Annotated in this window: 11 protein-coding genes; 9 read left to right on the top strand and 2 right to left on the bottom strand. The window is 32.0% G+C overall.

Annotation, left to right across the window (positions count from 1 at the left end; translation table 11 throughout):
- Positions 1–64: 64 nt before the first annotated feature.
- Entirely contained in the window at positions 65–1,255 is a 1,191-nt protein-coding gene (locus PYW35_RS09900; protein ID WP_103323083.1) for an ornithine--oxo-acid transaminase, read from the top strand.
- Between the two features lie 108 nt (positions 1,256–1,363).
- Positions 1,364–2,608, top strand: coding sequence for a Glu/Leu/Phe/Val family dehydrogenase (locus PYW35_RS09895; protein ID WP_103323084.1), 1,245 nt, complete (start codon positions 1,364–1,366; stop codon positions 2,606–2,608).
- A gap of 262 nt (positions 2,609–2,870) precedes the next feature.
- Here PYW35_RS09895 and argH read toward each other — a convergent pair whose 3' ends face one another.
- Both argH and PYW35_RS09885 read right to left on the bottom strand, forming a co-directional pair.
- Positions 2,871–4,244, bottom strand: coding sequence for an argininosuccinate lyase (gene argH / locus PYW35_RS09890; RefSeq protein WP_016912034.1), 1,374 nt, complete (start codon positions 4,242–4,244; stop codon positions 2,871–2,873).
- Positions 4,241–5,443 carry an argininosuccinate synthase gene (locus PYW35_RS09885; protein ID WP_103323085.1) on the bottom strand — a complete coding sequence of 401 codons (1,203 nt, stop codon included), beginning with the start codon at positions 5,441–5,443 and terminating at the stop codon, positions 4,241–4,243. The genes argH and PYW35_RS09885 overlap by 4 nt, the downstream gene beginning before the upstream one ends.
- A 212-nt stretch (positions 5,444–5,655) precedes the next feature.
- Here PYW35_RS09885 and PYW35_RS09880 point away from each other — a divergent pair, with 212 nt between their 5' ends.
- The 7 genes from PYW35_RS09880 (at position 5,656) to PYW35_RS09850 (ending at position 17,287) form a co-directional block, all read left to right on the top strand.
- On the top strand, positions 5,656–6,993 hold the full coding sequence (locus PYW35_RS09880; RefSeq protein WP_103323086.1) for a glucose-6-phosphate isomerase: 1,338 nt from the start codon (positions 5,656–5,658) through the stop codon (positions 6,991–6,993).
- Positions 6,994–7,226: 233 nt separating this feature from the next.
- A complete protein-coding gene (locus tag PYW35_RS09875) occupies positions 7,227–7,835 on the top strand; it encodes a TVP38/TMEM64 family protein (RefSeq protein WP_103323087.1) in 609 nt (202 codons plus the stop codon).
- 2 nt (positions 7,836–7,837) lie between these two features.
- Positions 7,838–8,368, top strand: a complete 531-nt coding sequence (lepB, locus tag PYW35_RS09870; protein ID WP_016912038.1) for a signal peptidase I — start codon at positions 7,838–7,840, stop codon at positions 8,366–8,368.
- A 19-nt stretch (positions 8,369–8,387) separates the two neighbouring features.
- The gene (lepB, locus tag PYW35_RS09865) at positions 8,388–8,954 is read left to right on the top strand and encodes a signal peptidase I (protein WP_016912039.1); all 567 of its coding nucleotides are present in this window, start codon (positions 8,388–8,390) and stop codon (positions 8,952–8,954) included.
- A 97-nt stretch (positions 8,955–9,051) separates the two neighbouring features.
- A complete protein-coding gene (gene addB, locus PYW35_RS09860) occupies positions 9,052–12,522 on the top strand; it encodes a helicase-exonuclease AddAB subunit AddB (protein ID WP_103323088.1) in 3,471 nt (1,156 codons plus the stop codon).
- A complete protein-coding gene (gene addA, locus PYW35_RS09855) occupies positions 12,519–16,160 on the top strand; it encodes a helicase-exonuclease AddAB subunit AddA (RefSeq protein WP_103323089.1) in 3,642 nt (1,213 codons plus the stop codon). The genes addB and addA overlap by 4 nt, the downstream gene beginning before the upstream one ends.
- Positions 16,160–17,287 carry a DUF418 domain-containing protein gene (locus PYW35_RS09850; protein ID WP_103323090.1) on the top strand — a complete coding sequence of 376 codons (1,128 nt, stop codon included), beginning with the start codon at positions 16,160–16,162 and terminating at the stop codon, positions 17,285–17,287. The genes addA and PYW35_RS09850 overlap by 1 nt, the downstream gene beginning before the upstream one ends.
- The last annotated feature ends 50 nt before the right edge of the window (positions 17,288–17,337 follow it).

Here is a 17,337-nt window from a genome sequence, read left to right as displayed (position 1 = left end):
TAGAATAATCAAAATACAGTAGAGCGCGTTATTGCTCTACTGTTTTAATGGAAGGAGATTTAATATGACAAAGTCACAAGAAATAATCGAACAAACAAATACATTTGGTGCTCCGAACTATTTGCCATTACCAATTGTAATTTCAGAAGCAGAAGGTATTTGGGTAAAAGATCCAGAGGGCAATCGTTATTTAGATATGTTATCAGCATATTCTGCTGTTAACCAAGGCCATCGTCATCCAAAAATTATCCAAGCATTAAAAGACCAAGCAGATCGTGTAACACTTACTTCACGCGCATTCCATAATGATCAATTAGGTCCATGGTATGAAAAAATATGTAAACTTGCGAATAAAGACATGGTATTGCCTATGAATACAGGTGCTGAAGCAGTTGAAACAGCTATTAAAGCTGCTAGACGTTGGGCATATGGAGTTAAAGGTGTAGAAGATAATAAAGCTGAAATCATTGCGATGAATGGAAACTTCCACGGTCGTACGATGGCTGCAGTTTCACTGTCTTCAGAAAAAGAGTATCAAAGAGGTTATGGTCCATTATTAGGTGGGTTTAAACTAGTTGATTTTGGTGACATTGAACAAATCAAATCTGCTATTACGCCTAACACAGCAGCTATATTAATTGAACCTATTCAAGGCGAAGCGGGTATCAATGTACCTGAAGATGGATACTTAAAACAAATAAGAGAAGTTTGTGATAAAAATAATGTTCTATTTATCGCTGATGAAATTCAAGCAGGATTAGGAAGAACTGGTAAATTATTTGCTACTGATTGGGATAATGTTCAACCAGATATGTATATTCTTGGTAAAGCATTAGGCGGAGGCGTATTCCCAATTTCTTGTATCGTAGGAAATAAAGAAATATTAGAAGTATTTAATCCAGGTTCCCATGGTTCTACTTTCGGTGGGAATCCACTTGCATGCGCAGTATCAAATGCAGCTTTAGATGTATTAGTTGATGAAAAATTATCAGAGCGTTCTTTAGAACTTGGTACGTATTTCAAAGATGAATTGAAGAAAATTGATCATCCATCAATTAAAGAAGTAAGAGGTAAAGGATTATTTATTGGGGTTGAGTTGACTGAAGATGCTAGACCTTATTGTGAAAAATTAAAAGAATTAGGTCTATTATGTAAAGAAACACATGATACAGTTATCCGTTTTGCACCACCTCTAATTATCGAAAAAGAAGATTTAGATTGGGCACTCGATCAAGTTAAGTCTGTTTTCAAATAAAATTTTTGATACCGTTTACAAAAAAGCGTTTAAGACCTTTTAAAAATAAACAATTATGTTACAATTATTTAGAGATTAAAAGTATTTAAAAAAGAGGCGAAGAGGATCATGAGCGAAAATTTAAATTTAGTTTCATCGACACAAGAAATTATTGGTGTAGCCCTTAATAAATTAGGCTTTGATGAGGGGATGTATGATTTAATTAAGGAACCAATGAGATTATTAACAGTCCGTATACCTGTTAGAATGGATGACGGTACTGTTAAGACATTTACTGGGTATCGTGCCCAACATAATGATGCAGTTGGTCCAACAAAAGGTGGCGTTCGTTTCCATCCTGATGTTGATGTTGAAGAAGTAACAGCTTTATCTATGTGGATGACTTTAAAATGTGGAATTGTAGATTTACCATATGGTGGCGGTAAAGGTGGTATTGTTTGTGACCCACGACAAATGAGTATTCATGAAGTTGAAAGATTATCTCGTGGATATGTTCGTGCTATATCTCAAATAGTAGGACCGACTAAAGATATTCCAGCACCAGACGTATTTACTAACTCACAAATTATGGCATGGATGATGGACGAATATAGTCAAATGGATGAATTTAATTCACCTGGTTTCATTACTGGTAAGCCGATTGTATTAGGTGGTTCTCAAGGTAGAGATCGTTCTACTGCATTAGGAGTCGTTATTGCAATTGAACAAGCAGCTAAAAGACGTGGAAAAACAATTAAAGGTTCAAGAGTCGTTATACAAGGATTCGGTAATGCTGGTAGCTTTTTAGCGAAATTCTTATATGATGAAGGAGCAAAAATTGTAGGTATCTCTGATGCTTACGGTGCACTTCATGATCCTGAAGGTTTAGATATCGAATATTTATTAGATCGTCGTGATAGCTTCGGAACAGTAACGAACTTATTTGATGATACAATTTCAAATAAAGAATTATTTGAAATTGACTGTGACATTCTTGTCCCAGCAGCAATATCAAATCAAATTACTGAAGAAAATGCACATGACATCAAAGCTGAAATTGTTGTTGAAGCAGCAAATGGTCCAACTACAATGGGCGCTACTAAGATTTTAAGTGAACGTGGTATCCTGATAGTACCAGACGTATTAGCAAGTGCTGGTGGTGTAACGGTTTCATACTTCGAATGGGTACAAAATAACCAAGGTTATTATTGGACTGAAGAAGAAGTTAATGAAAAATTACGTGAAAAATTAGTTAAAGCTTTTGATACAATTTATAACTTAGCTGAAAACAGAAAAATAGATATGCGTTTAGCAGCATACATTGTTGGTATTAAACGTACAGCTGAAGCTGCTAGATATAGAGGATGGGCTTAAGTCCTAATCTAATAAAGAGTAGAAATTCATTGTTAAAAATGAATTTCTGCTCTTTTTCTTATGAAAATCATTTGTAATAATTTTGTAAAGTGCTGACGCCCGGGGGAATAGTATGAGTGAGAGACTACAGGCTCGAGCCATACCCCAGGCAAGCATGGACTTTACAAAATCAGCAACATAAAAATCACCCAACCCGAAATGAATCTAACGGATTGGGTGATTTATTTTGAGAAAGGGCATAATGTCCCAAGTTGTTTAATTATTATATCAGTTCTTTTGCTACATTAATTTGATGTTGGACTGCTTCTTGACCAGTAGAGCCATAACTTTTTCTACGGCTTAAACAATTTTCTGGTTTTAAATAATCGTATACATTTGATTCGATCTTTTCATTATAAGATTGATATTGTTCTAAAGGTACATCTAATAAATATTTTCCATTTTGGATACACCATAGCACAATTTTACCAACGATTTCATGTGCTTCTCTAAATGGTATATTTTGTTCTACTAAGTAATCTGCAAGTTCTGTTGCATTTGAAAAGTCTTTATGAACAGTTTCATTTAAACGCTCTTTATTAACTTGCATAGTCGTAATCATACCTTCAAATATACGTAAAGATCCTTTAATGGTATGAATGGCATCAAACAAACCTTCTTTATCTTCTTGCATATCTTTGTTATAGGCTAAAGGTAAGCCTTTTAAAGTAACTAACATACTCATTAAGTGGCCAGTTGTTCTACCAACTTTACCTCTAATTAATTCAGCCATATCAGGGTTTTTCTTTTGAGGCATGATGGAAGAACCTGTTGAGAAACTATCTGATAAAGTGATGAATTTAGCTTCGTCTGTAGACCAAAAGATAATTTCTTCTGCAAATCTTGATAAATGAACCATTGTTAATGAAATATTTTGTAATGTTTCAACGATGTAATCACGGTCGCTTACTGCATCAAGACTATTTTCATACAAACTACCGAAACCTAAAAGTTCTTGTGTACGGTGTCTATCGATAGGATGTGTTGTACCGCTCAATGCTGCTGCACCAAGGGGACTTATATCAATTCTTTTAATACTATCATTAAATCTAGACTTGTCTCGCTCTAACATCCAGAAATAAGTCATAATATGATGTGCAAATGATATAGGCTGTGCTCTTTGAAGATGTGTGTAACCAGGCATGATCGTATGAATATGTTCATCAGCAATATTTAAAATTGCTTTTTGCAATGATTCAACAAGAGTAATAATTTCTTGAACATGTTGTTTTGTATAAAGATGCATATCTGTTGCAACTTGATCGTTTCTACTTCTACCTGTATGCAGCTTTCCACCGACCTGACCAATCTTCTGTATTAATGCATGCTCAACGTTAAGATGTATATCTTCCAGTGATTCTGAAAGTTCTAAATTATGGTCATAATAATCTTTTTGGATATCTTTCAAACCTTGAATAATCAATTCAGCTTCATCTGTTTGAATAATATTTTGTTCTGCTAGCATTGTTGCATGTGCGATACTGCCTTGTATATCTTGGTCAATCAAATTTTTATCAAAATGGATAGATGCATTAAATGCATCTACCCATGATTCAGGGTTAGACTCGAATCTGCCACCCCATGCTTTTTTTGTCATTTTAAAACACCCTCTGTTTCTAATAATGCTTTAACTTTAGTTGGTAAACCAAAGATTTCAATAAAGCCTACTGCAGCTTCTTGATTGAATGCATCTTCTTTTGTATATGTTGCAAGTTCTTCATTGTATAAACTAAACGGTGATTTACGTCCATTTACGATAACGTTACCTTTAAATAGTTTAACACGAACTGTACCTGTTACTTGAGTTTGAGTAGAATCAATAAACTGTTTTAAACTATCTGTTAAAGGTGAGAACCATAAACCATTATATATTTGTTCTGACAATTGTTTTTCAATAACAGGTTTAAAGTGGGCAACATCTTTTGTTAATGTAATTGTTTCTAAAGCTTTATGTGCTTCCATAATTACTTTAGCGCCAGGTGTTTCGTATACTTCACGAGATTTAATACCAACTAAACGATTTTCAACATGGTCGATTCTTCCTATGCCATGTAAACCAGCAATTTCATTTAATTTTAAAATAAGTTGATCTAAAGGATATGACTTATTGTTTATTGAAATAGGTAATCCATTTTCAAAAACAAGTTCAAGTTCTTCAGGTGTATCTGGTGTTTCTTCTATAGGTTTAGTTAAATCATATGCATCTTCTGGTGGTGTAGCAAATGGATCCTCTAAAATACCACATTCATTACTACGACCCCATAAGTTTTGGTCAATTGAATAAGGAGAGTCTAAATTGATTGGAATAGGGATGTTATGTTTTTTTGCATAATCAATTTCTTCTTCACGACTCCAAGACCATTCACGAACTGGTGCAAGTACTTTAATATGAGGTGCTAATGCTTTAATCGCTACTTCAAAACGTACTTGGTCATTACCTTTTCCTGTACAACCGTGAGCGATGGCTATTGCATCTTCAGCTTGTGCGATTTCCACTAATTTTTTTGAAATAAGTGGTCTACTTAATGCTGATACTAAAGGATAAGTTCCTTCATACATTGTATTACCTTTGATTGCATAACCAACAAAATCTTCACTGAATTCTTTAGTAGCATCAATTACGTATGATTGTTCTGCACCCATATCGAATGCCTTTTGTTGTACGAGTTCTAAATCTTTTCCTTCGCCAACATCTAAACAACATGCAACGACTGTATAACCTTTTTCAATTAACCATTTTACTGCAACACTTGTATCTAGACCACCTGAGTAAGCTAAAACAACTTTATTAGACATAAATTAAAACCCCTCTTTTTGTATTAATATTTAATATCTTGTATATTTAATCGATAAACATACAATATCACATCGTTTATGAATTTTCAATAGTTATTTTAAATATTTATGCATCTTGAAGCATATCGTCGCATTTCAATTGAAAGGCTATGAAAACTAGAGTAAAATAAAGACGTTGTTTAAATTAAGTATGAAATAAATAGGAGGATACTATGTCACATATTCAATTTGATTATAAAAAAGCATTAACGTTTTTCGGTGAACATGAATTAGACCAATCTCGTGATTTAGTGAAAAATATACATCATGTTATACATGAAAAAACAGGAGCAGGTAGTGACTATTTAGGATGGGTTGATTTACCTGTTGATTATGATAAAGAAGAATTTGATCGTATCTTAGCTGCTTCTAAACGTATTAAAGAACAATCAGAAGTATTGCTTGTTATCGGAATTGGTGGTTCTTATTTAGGTGCACGCGCAGCTGTAGAGATGTTAAATTCAACATTTGCTAACTATGAAAAAGGTGAAAATCCTCAAATTATATTTGTAGGACATCACTTATCATCATCATATGTACATGATTTAATTGAATATATAGATGGTAAAGATTTCTCTGTTAATGTTATTTCAAAATCTGGAACTACAACTGAACCAGCTGTAGCGTTCAGAATCTTTAAGAAAATTTTAGAAGAAAAATATGGTAAAGAAGAAGCTAAAAATCGCATCTTTGCTACTACTGATAAAGAAAAAGGTGCTTTAAAAGATTTATCTACTGGAGAAGGCTACGAAACATTTGTTGTACCAGATGACGTAGGTGGTAGATATTCAGTATTAACTGCTGTAGGTTTATTACCAATTGCAGCAAGCGGTATCGATATTCAAGAAATGATGAATGGTGCAGCGGCAGCACGTGAAGATTTATCATCATCAGAACTTGACGAAAATATTGCATATCAATATGCAGCAATTCGTAACATTCTTTATGCAAAAGGTTATTCAACTGAAATGTTAATTAACTACGAACCAGCATTGCAATATTTCAGTGAATGGTGGAAACAACTATTCGGTGAATCAGAAGGTAAAGACTTCAAAGGTATTTATCCTTCAAGTGCAAACTTTACATCAGACCTTCATTCATTAGGACAATACGTGCAAGAAGGACGTCGTTTCTTATTTGAAACAGTTGTTAAAGTCGAGAGCCCTAAACATGACATTACAATAGAAGAAGATAAAGATGATTTAGATGGCTTAAACTTCTTAGCAGGCGAAACAGTCGATTATGTTAACACGAAAGCATTCCAAGGTACACTTTTAGCACATACAGATGGCGGCGTACCAAACTTAATTGTTAAAGTACCTCAATTAGATGCATATACATTCGGTTATGTTGTATACTTCTTCGAATTAGCTTGTGCTATGAGTGGATACTTACTAGGCGTTAATCCATTTAACCAACCTGGTGTAGAAGCTTATAAACAAAACATGTTTGCATTACTTGGTAAACCTGGATTTGAAGATTTGAAAAAAGAATTAGAAGACAGACTATAATAGCATATGATTTGTCTATAAAAAGAGTTTGGACATAAATCCCAACTTAAAATAAATCACCCAATCTGATGGAATCATTTTCAGATTGGGTGATTTTATATTTCTGATTTTATAAAGTGCTGACGCCCGGGGGAATATTATGTAGCTACAACTTTTGTACGATGTCAATTTACTTTTCTAATTACAATTTTATAGGTATAATTAATATAAATTTAAGAAGGAAGTTGCGTTACATGTTATTTCAAGACTTTATAAATTGGTTCAGTGAGGATAATATTATTGAATTGATTGAAACATTTAGATCGTTTGGCATTTTTATTGCATTTTTATTACCATTTATTGAAGCGTTTATACCATTTTTACCTATTATATTGTTCGTAATAGCAAATGTGAATGCATATGGTTTGTTCTTAGGGTTTATTATTTCTTGGATAGGTACTGTTACCGGAAGTTACCTTGTCTTTTTAATTTTAAGGTTAATTTCTAAAAAGCCTTTTATGAAAAAAATCGTAGAACAACGAAAAGTAGTGAAGTTTATTCAGTGGATTGATGAACATGGCTTTGGGCCACTGTTTATTTTGCTATGCTTCCCATTTACGCCTGGAGCATTGGTGAATATGGTTAGTGCTTTCTCGAATATTAGTAAGCAAGTATATTTAATTGCGTTGATTTTATCAAAAGCGATTATGATATTTATATTAAGTTTCATTGGGGCAGACATAAATTCCTTTTTTGCAAGTCCTAAAAAGAGTATAATAGTATTCGTGATTATCTTTGTGCTATGGATAGTTGGAAAAGGGTTAGAAAAATATTTTGATAAGCGCTTAAAAAATAGGAGTTAATGATGAAAAAAATATTCGAATGGTTAATTGCAATAATAATAGCGTTAGCATTATTATTTATAGTGAGAACGTTTTTATTTATTGGTTATATAGTTGATGGAGAATCAATGGAACCAACTTTTCATGATGAAGATAGATTAATCGTTAATAAACTCGTTAAAAACATTGGACAGATAAACAATGGAGATGTTATCGTTTTTCATGCTAATAAAGAGGCTGATTTTATCAAAAGAGTAATTGGATTACCAGGCGACACAGTTGAAATGAAAAATAACAAACTGTATATTAATGGTACTCATGTTAATGAGCGTTATTTGAATAATGATATCAAAACTGATGATTTTAGTACGAGAACAATTCAAGGATCTAAAAGTGATGTCATCCCTAATGGTGAGTATTTAGTCCTAGGGGATAATCGTAGTAATAGTAGAGACTCGCGAGAAATAGGTTTTGTTCATGAACAAGATATTGTTGGTAAAGTTAATTTAAGATATTATCCATTTAATCAAATAGATGTGAATTTCGATAAATAATAATAATGAGGTGGCATTTTTGAAAAAAGAAATATTTGAATGGTTTATAGCAATTGCAGTCGCAGTTGTATGTGTCTTGCTTATACAGAAATTCTTATTTGTAACTTACACAGTTTCAGGAGACTCCATGCATCCAACTTTAAAAAACGGTGAAAAAGTAATCGTCAATAAAATTGGCTATAAAGTGGGTAATATTGATAATGGAGATGTTATCGTATTTCATGCAAATGAAAATGATGATTATGTAAAACGTGTCATCGGTAAGCCAGGCGATACAGTAAAATATGAAAATGATCAGTTATATGTTAATGATAAAAAAGTACCAGAAGAATATTTGAAAGAAAATAAAGCAAATAAATCACGTGATTTATTGACTGAGAATTTTGAAGTGAAAGATCTTGTGAATTCTAACGGCGTTAATAAAATACCTAAAGGTGAATACCTTGTATTAGGTGATAATCGTGAAGTAAGTAAAGATGGACGTTCGTTTGGATTAATTAATGAAGATGTCATTGTCGGTGAAGTTGCACTAAGATTCTGGCCGTTTAGTCAATTCCATTATAATTTTGACCCATCTACAAATTAATATAGATGTCATAAACACCTCGCTTATAATCATTAAGTGAGGTGTTCTTTTTATGTTAAAATATATACATATGAAAATGCGAGGGAGGTCGAATGGAATGCAGCTAAATGTATGGACTGGACGAAGTGGCACCGGGAAAACAAGACAAATGATTGAGCAGATGACTGAAGGTATGATAGAGAATCCGTTAGGTGACCCCATTATATTTTTAACACCTACCCAAAATACGTTCCAATATGAACAAGCATTTGTTCGAAATCCAAAATTAAGAGGAAGTATTAGAACATCAGTATTTGGATTTGAAAGGTTAAGTTGGAGAGTCCTAAGTGATGAAGGTGGCTTAATTGAACAACAAATTTCTGATGAAGCATTAGAAATGCTCACGTATCATTTATTACATACACATAAAAAACAATTAAACTTATATCAATCTACCATTCAACATTATGGATTTAGTCATAAAATGATGAATGAAATTAAAGATTTTAAAAAATATAATGTACAGCCTGATGATATTTCAGCATATATTGAAAGTAATGAACAAATACCTAAAAGAATGAAAGATAAATTAAGTGATATTGAAACAATATATAAAGCATTAGAAGGCCAACTTGAAGGACGATATGTTCAAGCGGAAGACGTATTGTATAAGTTGATAGAAAAAATGCCAGACTCAGATTATATAAAACAAGCGGATATCTATATAGATGGTTTCCATAACTTTTCAACTTTGGAATATCGAGTGATTGAAGCACTTGTAAAACATAGCAGGTCTGTAACGGTTGGTTTAACGACAGATGGAGATAAAGATCCGTTTAGTTTATTTAGAAAGACATCTGAAACGTTAAGTCATATAGAAGAAATTGCGCATACATTAAATATATCAATCCATCACAAGCATTTTAGTCAGGCGGAAAGATTTAACAATAATGAAGATTTGAAACATTTAGAAAGTCAGTTTGATGCATTATTACCAAATAAAATAAATAGTGAACACTTAAAAATTATTGAAGCATCCAATATGAGAGAAGAAGTTCAGTATGTGGCAAGAGAGATATTGAGACTATCTCGTGAAGAAAATTTGTCATTTAAAGATATAGCGATTCTTTATCGTGATCCGAGTTATGAGCAATTAATTGAAACAGTGCTACCACATTTTAATATTGCTTTTAATCATGATGCTAAAAAGAAAATGGCGTATCATCCTTTTATTGAATGTTTGAGATCAATGTTAGAAGTCATTCAATCAGGTTGGAGATTTGAACCAGTCATGAGAATGTTGAAGACGGGTATATTAACAAGTCATATACCAAATGCATCTCATTTAATAGATATACTTGAAAACTATGCTTTTGAAAGAGGTATTTCTGGCAAAAGATGGACGAATCCTGAATTCTTCACGGTTGATTCATTTGAGAAATCAGGAAAAAAATCATTAAGAAAAGAAGAAGACACTTTTGTAGAAGAAGATATTCATACGATAAAAAATGTTATCGCTTTAAAAGATTATGTAGTTAGCAGAATTGACAAGTTGAATCAAGCTTTATCAGACAGTAAGACAGTTGAAGACTTTACCGTTAGATTATACGAAGTCATAGAGCAATTTGAATTGCCAACGCATCTTATGACGATGAGAGATGAGTTAGAAATTAAGAGTCAGTTTGAAGAAGCTGAACAAATAGACCAAGTATGGGAAGGTACCATTCGTATACTTGATGATATTGTAGAAGTGTTAGGCGAGGTATCCTTATCATTAAATGAGTATATAGAAATTCTTGATCGTGGATTAGATGAATTAGAATTCTCTATGATTCCTCAAACGTTAGATGAAGTTACAGTTGGTAATATGGATTTAGCTAAAGTTGATAACAAAGAAACAGTATTTTTACTTGGCATGAATGATGGTGTTCTACCTAGTGTTTCTAATCAAATGCTTTTACTGACGGATGATGAGAAAAAAGAATTAGCAGAATCAAGTGGTTTAGAACTAAGTCCGACAAGTGATATTTTACAAATGGATGAAGCCTTTGTATGTTATATCGCGATGACACGTGCGAAAAGAGAAGTCGTATTTACGTACAGTCTGATGTCAGATGGTGGCGAAGTGAGAGAAAAGAGCCCATTCATCGATACGATTCAATCGTTATTTACAAACTTAGAAGTTCTATCGCTTAAATCTAGTATAGAACAGAATCCGATTCAACTTTTAGAACATGAACATCAAAGTCAAATGCATATATTTGAACATTTAAACGATTGGCTTAATGACGAAATCGTTAATGATATATGGTTAGATGCATATCATGCTGCTCAAGAAATACATCATTTAGACCATACGATTCAATTTTTAACGTCTGCATTAACTTATAAAAATGATACAGTGCAATTGAATACAGAGGTATCAGAACAATTATATGGTAAAAAAATAAATGCTAGTGTATCCAGATTTGAAACATATAATCAATGTCCATTTAAACATTATGTGTCACATGGACTAAAATTAAACGAGCGCTCTAAATATCAAATTCAAAGTGTAGATATTGGAAATATATTCCACAACACTTTGAAATATATTTCAGATGAAGTTAACGGAGACTTTAGTAAGTTATCTGCTCAAGCAATGAATAAATTAATAAATGAAGCAATTGATGAAAGTTTACCTAAAATTCAATTTGATGTATTACATCGAACAGCTCATTATAGATATTTAAAATTAAGAATCCAAAATATTCTTAAATCCACATTAGAAGCGATGAAATATCAAACAGGTCATTCCAAATTTAAAGCTTATCAATTTGAATTGAATTTCGGTTCTACATCTAAACATCAATTGCAAACGACACCTCTTACTACTAAACGACAAATACCTATCAATATTAGAGGACAAATAGATAGATTAGATGTGTATAAAGGGAAAGAAAAAGACTATGTTTCAATTATTGACTATAAGTCATCTGAAACAAGTTTAGATTTAACTAAAGTTATGTATGGTATGCAAATGCAAATGTTTACATACTTAGATGTTGTACTTCAAAACAAATCAATATTAAGTTTACAAGATGACGTATCACCAGGTGCACTTTTATATTTCCATGTTCATGAGCCAGAAATTAAAGCAACAAGCTGGGGTGAAATTCCAGAATCTGATGATATTTATCAACATACAATTGAAAAGTTTAAAATGGATGGCTATGTAAATAAAAATCCAGAAGTTGTAGAAGCACTTGATGATAAATTAGCCAAACAAGTTAAGTCAGATATGATTCCCGTTGCTCGAAAGAAAAATGGTGATTTATACAGTTACAGCAAAGCATTAGACGAAGATCTATTCTTTAAATTAATGGAGAAAAATAGAGCTAATTTTGTTGAAACGGCGACACAAATTATGGATGGACATACTGAAGTGTCACCTATGAGATATCAAAAGAAATTGCCGTGCCAATTTTGTGAATATAAATCTGTTTGTCACATTGACCCAATTACAGATACTGATCAGTATAGGGAAATTGAACATACATTAAGCAAAGATGAATTAATCAATATGTTGAGAGAGGAGGAAGAAGAATGACATTACCAAATAAGCCAGTTGATGCACAATGGACAGATGATCAATGGAAAGCTATTTATACTGAAGGACGAGATATATTAGTTGCAGCTGCTGCAGGAAGCGGAAAGACTGCTGTATTAGTTGAGCGTATTATTCAAAAGATCATGCGTAATAAACAAGATGTGAATAGATTACTCGTTGTGACATTTACGAATGCAAGTGCTCGAGAAATGAAAGCGAGAGTAAATGCAGCAATTCAACAAGAAAGTATGAAACATCCAGAAGATGAACATTTAAAATCTCAAAGAATAAAGATTCATCAAGCACAAATATCTACACTGCATAGTTTTTGCTTATCATTAATTAAAGCGCATTATGACGAAATAGATATTGATCCAAACTTTAGAACCGCAAATGAAGTTGAAGGTATCGTTCTGTTAGAGCAAGCGATTGATGATGTTCTAGAAATGTATTACGAGAAAAATGAACAACCATTTTTAGATATAGTTGAACATCTATCCAATGACCGTTCTGATGAACCGTTAAGAGATATATTGAAACGTTTATACCGTTTTAGTATTGCGCATGCGAATCCATTTGCATGGTTAGATGATTTAGATAAACCATATAAAGAATTGGATTTGCAACATCCTTACTTTAATATGTTGGATCAATTGATTAATCGGAAATTAGATAGTGCAAAAAATGCGCTTTACCAATCAATTGATTGCTATCAACATTTAAATGAAGTTGATAAGCATATGACTTATCTTGAAGGTGAGCGTATTTGGATAGAACAAGTTCTAGACGGGACTAAATCGCTTGAATCTATACAATCAGGTGTTGCGCTCAAAAAATTGCCGACAAATACCGCTAAAATTAAAAGTGAAAATGAAGGCGACGAGCAAATGTTAGAGCTTGGTAAAAATTATCATAAAGACTATATTACGCATTTAAAAGAGCTAGCAGAAGGCTATTTAAGTCGACAAAGAGAAGATTTAATTCAAGATATGCAAGAAATGCAGCCGAGAGTTACTGTTATTGCTGAAATTACGAAAGATATTATCAAGTATTTCAGAAGTTTAAAACAGAATAAGCGTATTATTGACTTCTCAGATTATGAGCATTTAGCTTTAGATATTTTAACTGATGATGAAGGTAAACCGTCAGAAATTGCGTTCCAATACAGAGATTACTTCGATGAAATATTAGTTGATGAATATCAAGATACGAATAGAGTACAAGAAGCAATTATTAGTAGTATTAAACGTGGAGAAGAGTTTAATGGTAATTTATTTATGGTTGGTGATGTGAAGCAGTCTATTTATAAATTTAGACAAGCAGAGCCTGAATTATTTATAGAAAAGTATAAACGTTTCAAACAATTTGAGAATGAATCTGGTAAGGTCATCGATTTATCTAAAAACTTTAGATCAAGAAGAGAAGTATTAAATAATACGAATTATATATTCTCTCATATGATGGATGAAGTTGTAGGTGAAATTGAGTATAACGATGAAGCGAAATTATATTATGGCGCTGATTACGACGAACAAGATACACCACTCGAAATGGATATTTTAGTTCAAGATTCATTTGAAGAAGAGGATAACAATCTAATAGAAGCGAAATGCATTGTTGATAAGGTGCAATATATACTTGATAACAAGCGTGTATATGACAGGAAAACGAAAAGTTATCGACCAGCAACTTTTAAAGATATTGTTATTTTAGAAAGAAGTTATAGTAATGCAATGCATTTACAGCAACAATTTAAAGACGCTAATATACCATTTTATGTCGAATCGAAAAAGGGCTATTTCGAACAAAATGAAATTCGTTTAATGCTTTCATTTTTAAGAGTTATAGACAATCCGTTGCAAGATAAATATTTAGTAGGATTAATGCGCTCCATCGCTTTCCAATTTAAAGAAGATGAGCTAGCAGAAATCAGAAATAAAGCGCCACAAGAAATTTATTATCTCAATTCAATATATAAGTATTTAGCTGATCATGAAGCAAATACAGAGCTTGTGGAAAAACTTAATCAGTTTATAAACCAATTGAAAGATTATCAAGCCTATAGTAAATCAGTTCCTGTTTGGCAGTTGCTTGATAAATTATACAATGATTACTATTTAGTTTCTTATTTTAGTGGTCTTACTGGTGGCGTTCAACGTAGACAAAATTTATACGGATTATTAAATAAAGCGATTCAATTTGAAGCATCAAGTTTGAGAGGGATTTTTCAATTTATTAGATTTATAGATGAATTGATAGAACGTGGTCAAGATTTTGGACAAGAAAGTGTGATAGGCCCGAATGATGATGTCGTTCGTATGATGACAATCCATAGTAGTAAAGGATTAGAATTTCCTTTTGTTATATATTCAGGCATTACGAGAGAATTTAATCGTGCAGACTTGAGAAATCATGTTATTTTGAATAATCGATATGGAATGGCTTTATCTTATTTTAATCTAGATAAGGAATTAACATATCCAACGTTGTCATCTATTATCTTTAAAAATATTAACGAAACAGAAATGATTTCTGAAGAAATGAGACTGATCTATGTTGCACTGACAAGAGCTAAAGAAGGATTATATCTTGTTGGGCGTGTTAAAAATGATAAAGCAGTTGAAAACTTAGGATTAGTAAATGCAGATAAATATGAAATGATCGATTCAGAATTTAGAGTGAAAGCTAAATCGGCATTTGAACTCATTTCAACGATACTTACGAAGTCAAAAACACATGGCTTATCACATGCAATTCCATTTAATTCAGCTCAAAATGAATCATTGAATATAAATATCATCAGAGAAGAAGAAACATCTGAAGAAAAAGATATATCATATGAACAGCCTACAATTGAGACATTATTAAATTATAAACCGTCCAATAAGAAAGATGATATTTACAATCAAATGGTTTACACATATCCTAACGAAAAATTATTAAATATAGCAGCTAAGCAATCGGTATCAGAAATTAAGAGGCAGCGAGAGACTGAAGAAGCGGGAACAGATTATCAAATTGTAAGGCAATACCAGCTAGGTACAAAATCATATGATAGACCAAATTTCTTATCTAATCAGAAGAAGAGGCAAAGTGCTGAAATAGGGACATTGATGCATGCAGTGATGCAACATCTACCTTTAAAAAATGATGGATTAGATATGAAACAGTTAAAAGAACTTGTAAATAAACTAATCGACAAAGATATATTACCTGATGATGCATTAGAAGATATAGATTTATCACTTATAGAAGTGTTTGTAAATTCAGACTTATATAAACGATTAGTTAAAGCAGATAAAGTGTATAGAGAAGTTCCTTTCGTAGTCGGTCAAAATGATATTGATCAAGGTTTATCTTTTGAAGTTTCTGAAGCAGACAACAAACCTATTATTCAAGGAATGATTGACTGTATATTTATTGAAGGGGATAAAGTATCATTTATTGATTATAAAACGGATGCGTTTATTGTGCGAAGAGGTAAGACTGAAGATGAAGTAGCAGAAACAATGAAGCAGAAATATGAAGTACAAATGCAATATTATAAAAATACTTTAGAAACCATTTTACAACAACCAGTTGAAGGGTATTTATATTTCTTTCAATATGGCACGAAACACATCAAGGAGAATCAATAATGTCAAAACAAAGAATATTTAGTATTGATGCTTTGAGAGGATTTAGTTTGTTAGGTATTTTAATGATGAACATTTTAACATTTGCATATCCTTATCAAATTATTAATCCTTTTGAATTTTTTCAACATCAAGATGGTGCATTATTTAAAATCAGCTCACTTTTTATAGTGGCATCATTTTATCCAATATTTGCATTTCTATTTGGATACGGTTTATCTATGATGTACCAGAACAGCATTGAAAGAGGACTGGACTATTATCCTATGATTATAAGAAGGTTATCATTTTTGTTATTGCTAGGTGTTATCCACGGTATATTTATTTTTTACGGTGACATTTTAGCAACATACGCATTATTAGGTTTTATTGCGATAATCTTTGTAAAACTAAAACCTCAATATTCGTTAGTCGCGCTATCCATTGGCTTTAGCATATTAATCCTGTTATATATTTTGCCAGTGGTCTTATTACAAGATGTAACACAAGTTGAAAATTTTGTTGGTATACAAGAATTAGAAAGAGTTAATAATATATTAGCCAGTGCTGATTATTTATCTATTGTTGGATTTAATCTGAAGTACTTCGGATTAAATATATCAAGCATTATATTTGTAGGGCCATTTAGTATTTTACCAATTATGCTGTTTGGTATTTATGCTCAACAAACGAATTGGTTAAATAAAATTCGCAACCATAAAAATTTATATACAGTGATTGGATTGGTTATATTTGTATTAGGTTTAGCAATTAAAATGATTCAAATCATTTTAGAAGGATCAATGAGTTCTCAATTGATTAGCCAAATGATAGGCGGACCAATTGTTGCGTTAAGTTATATTATATTCTTTGTCCTTTTATGTGAAAGTGCAACAGCTCGTAAAATTTTAAATCCACTACAATATATTGGGAAATTAAGTTTAACGACTTATATCTCACAAAGTGTGATTTGCATCATTATCTTTTATGGTATTGGATTTAATTATTATGGTAAGTTGCCAGTATTCACGATATACACAATGAGTATTGTCATTTATGCAGTGCAGTTATTACTGAGTTACTTATATTTAAAGAGATTTAAACAAGGTCCATTAGAAAAATTATGGAGAAAAGTAACATATTTAAAATAAAAGTTTGAAAATAATGCGATTTATCAAAAAATTCGGTATAATTAACGATA

This window comes from Mammaliicoccus vitulinus (assembly GCF_029024305.1).
GTDB lineage: Bacteria > Bacillota > Bacilli > Staphylococcales > Staphylococcaceae > Mammaliicoccus > Mammaliicoccus vitulinus.
The sequence above is the reverse complement of the archived record's forward strand: the minus strand, read 5'-3'. Positions and strand labels throughout refer to the sequence as shown.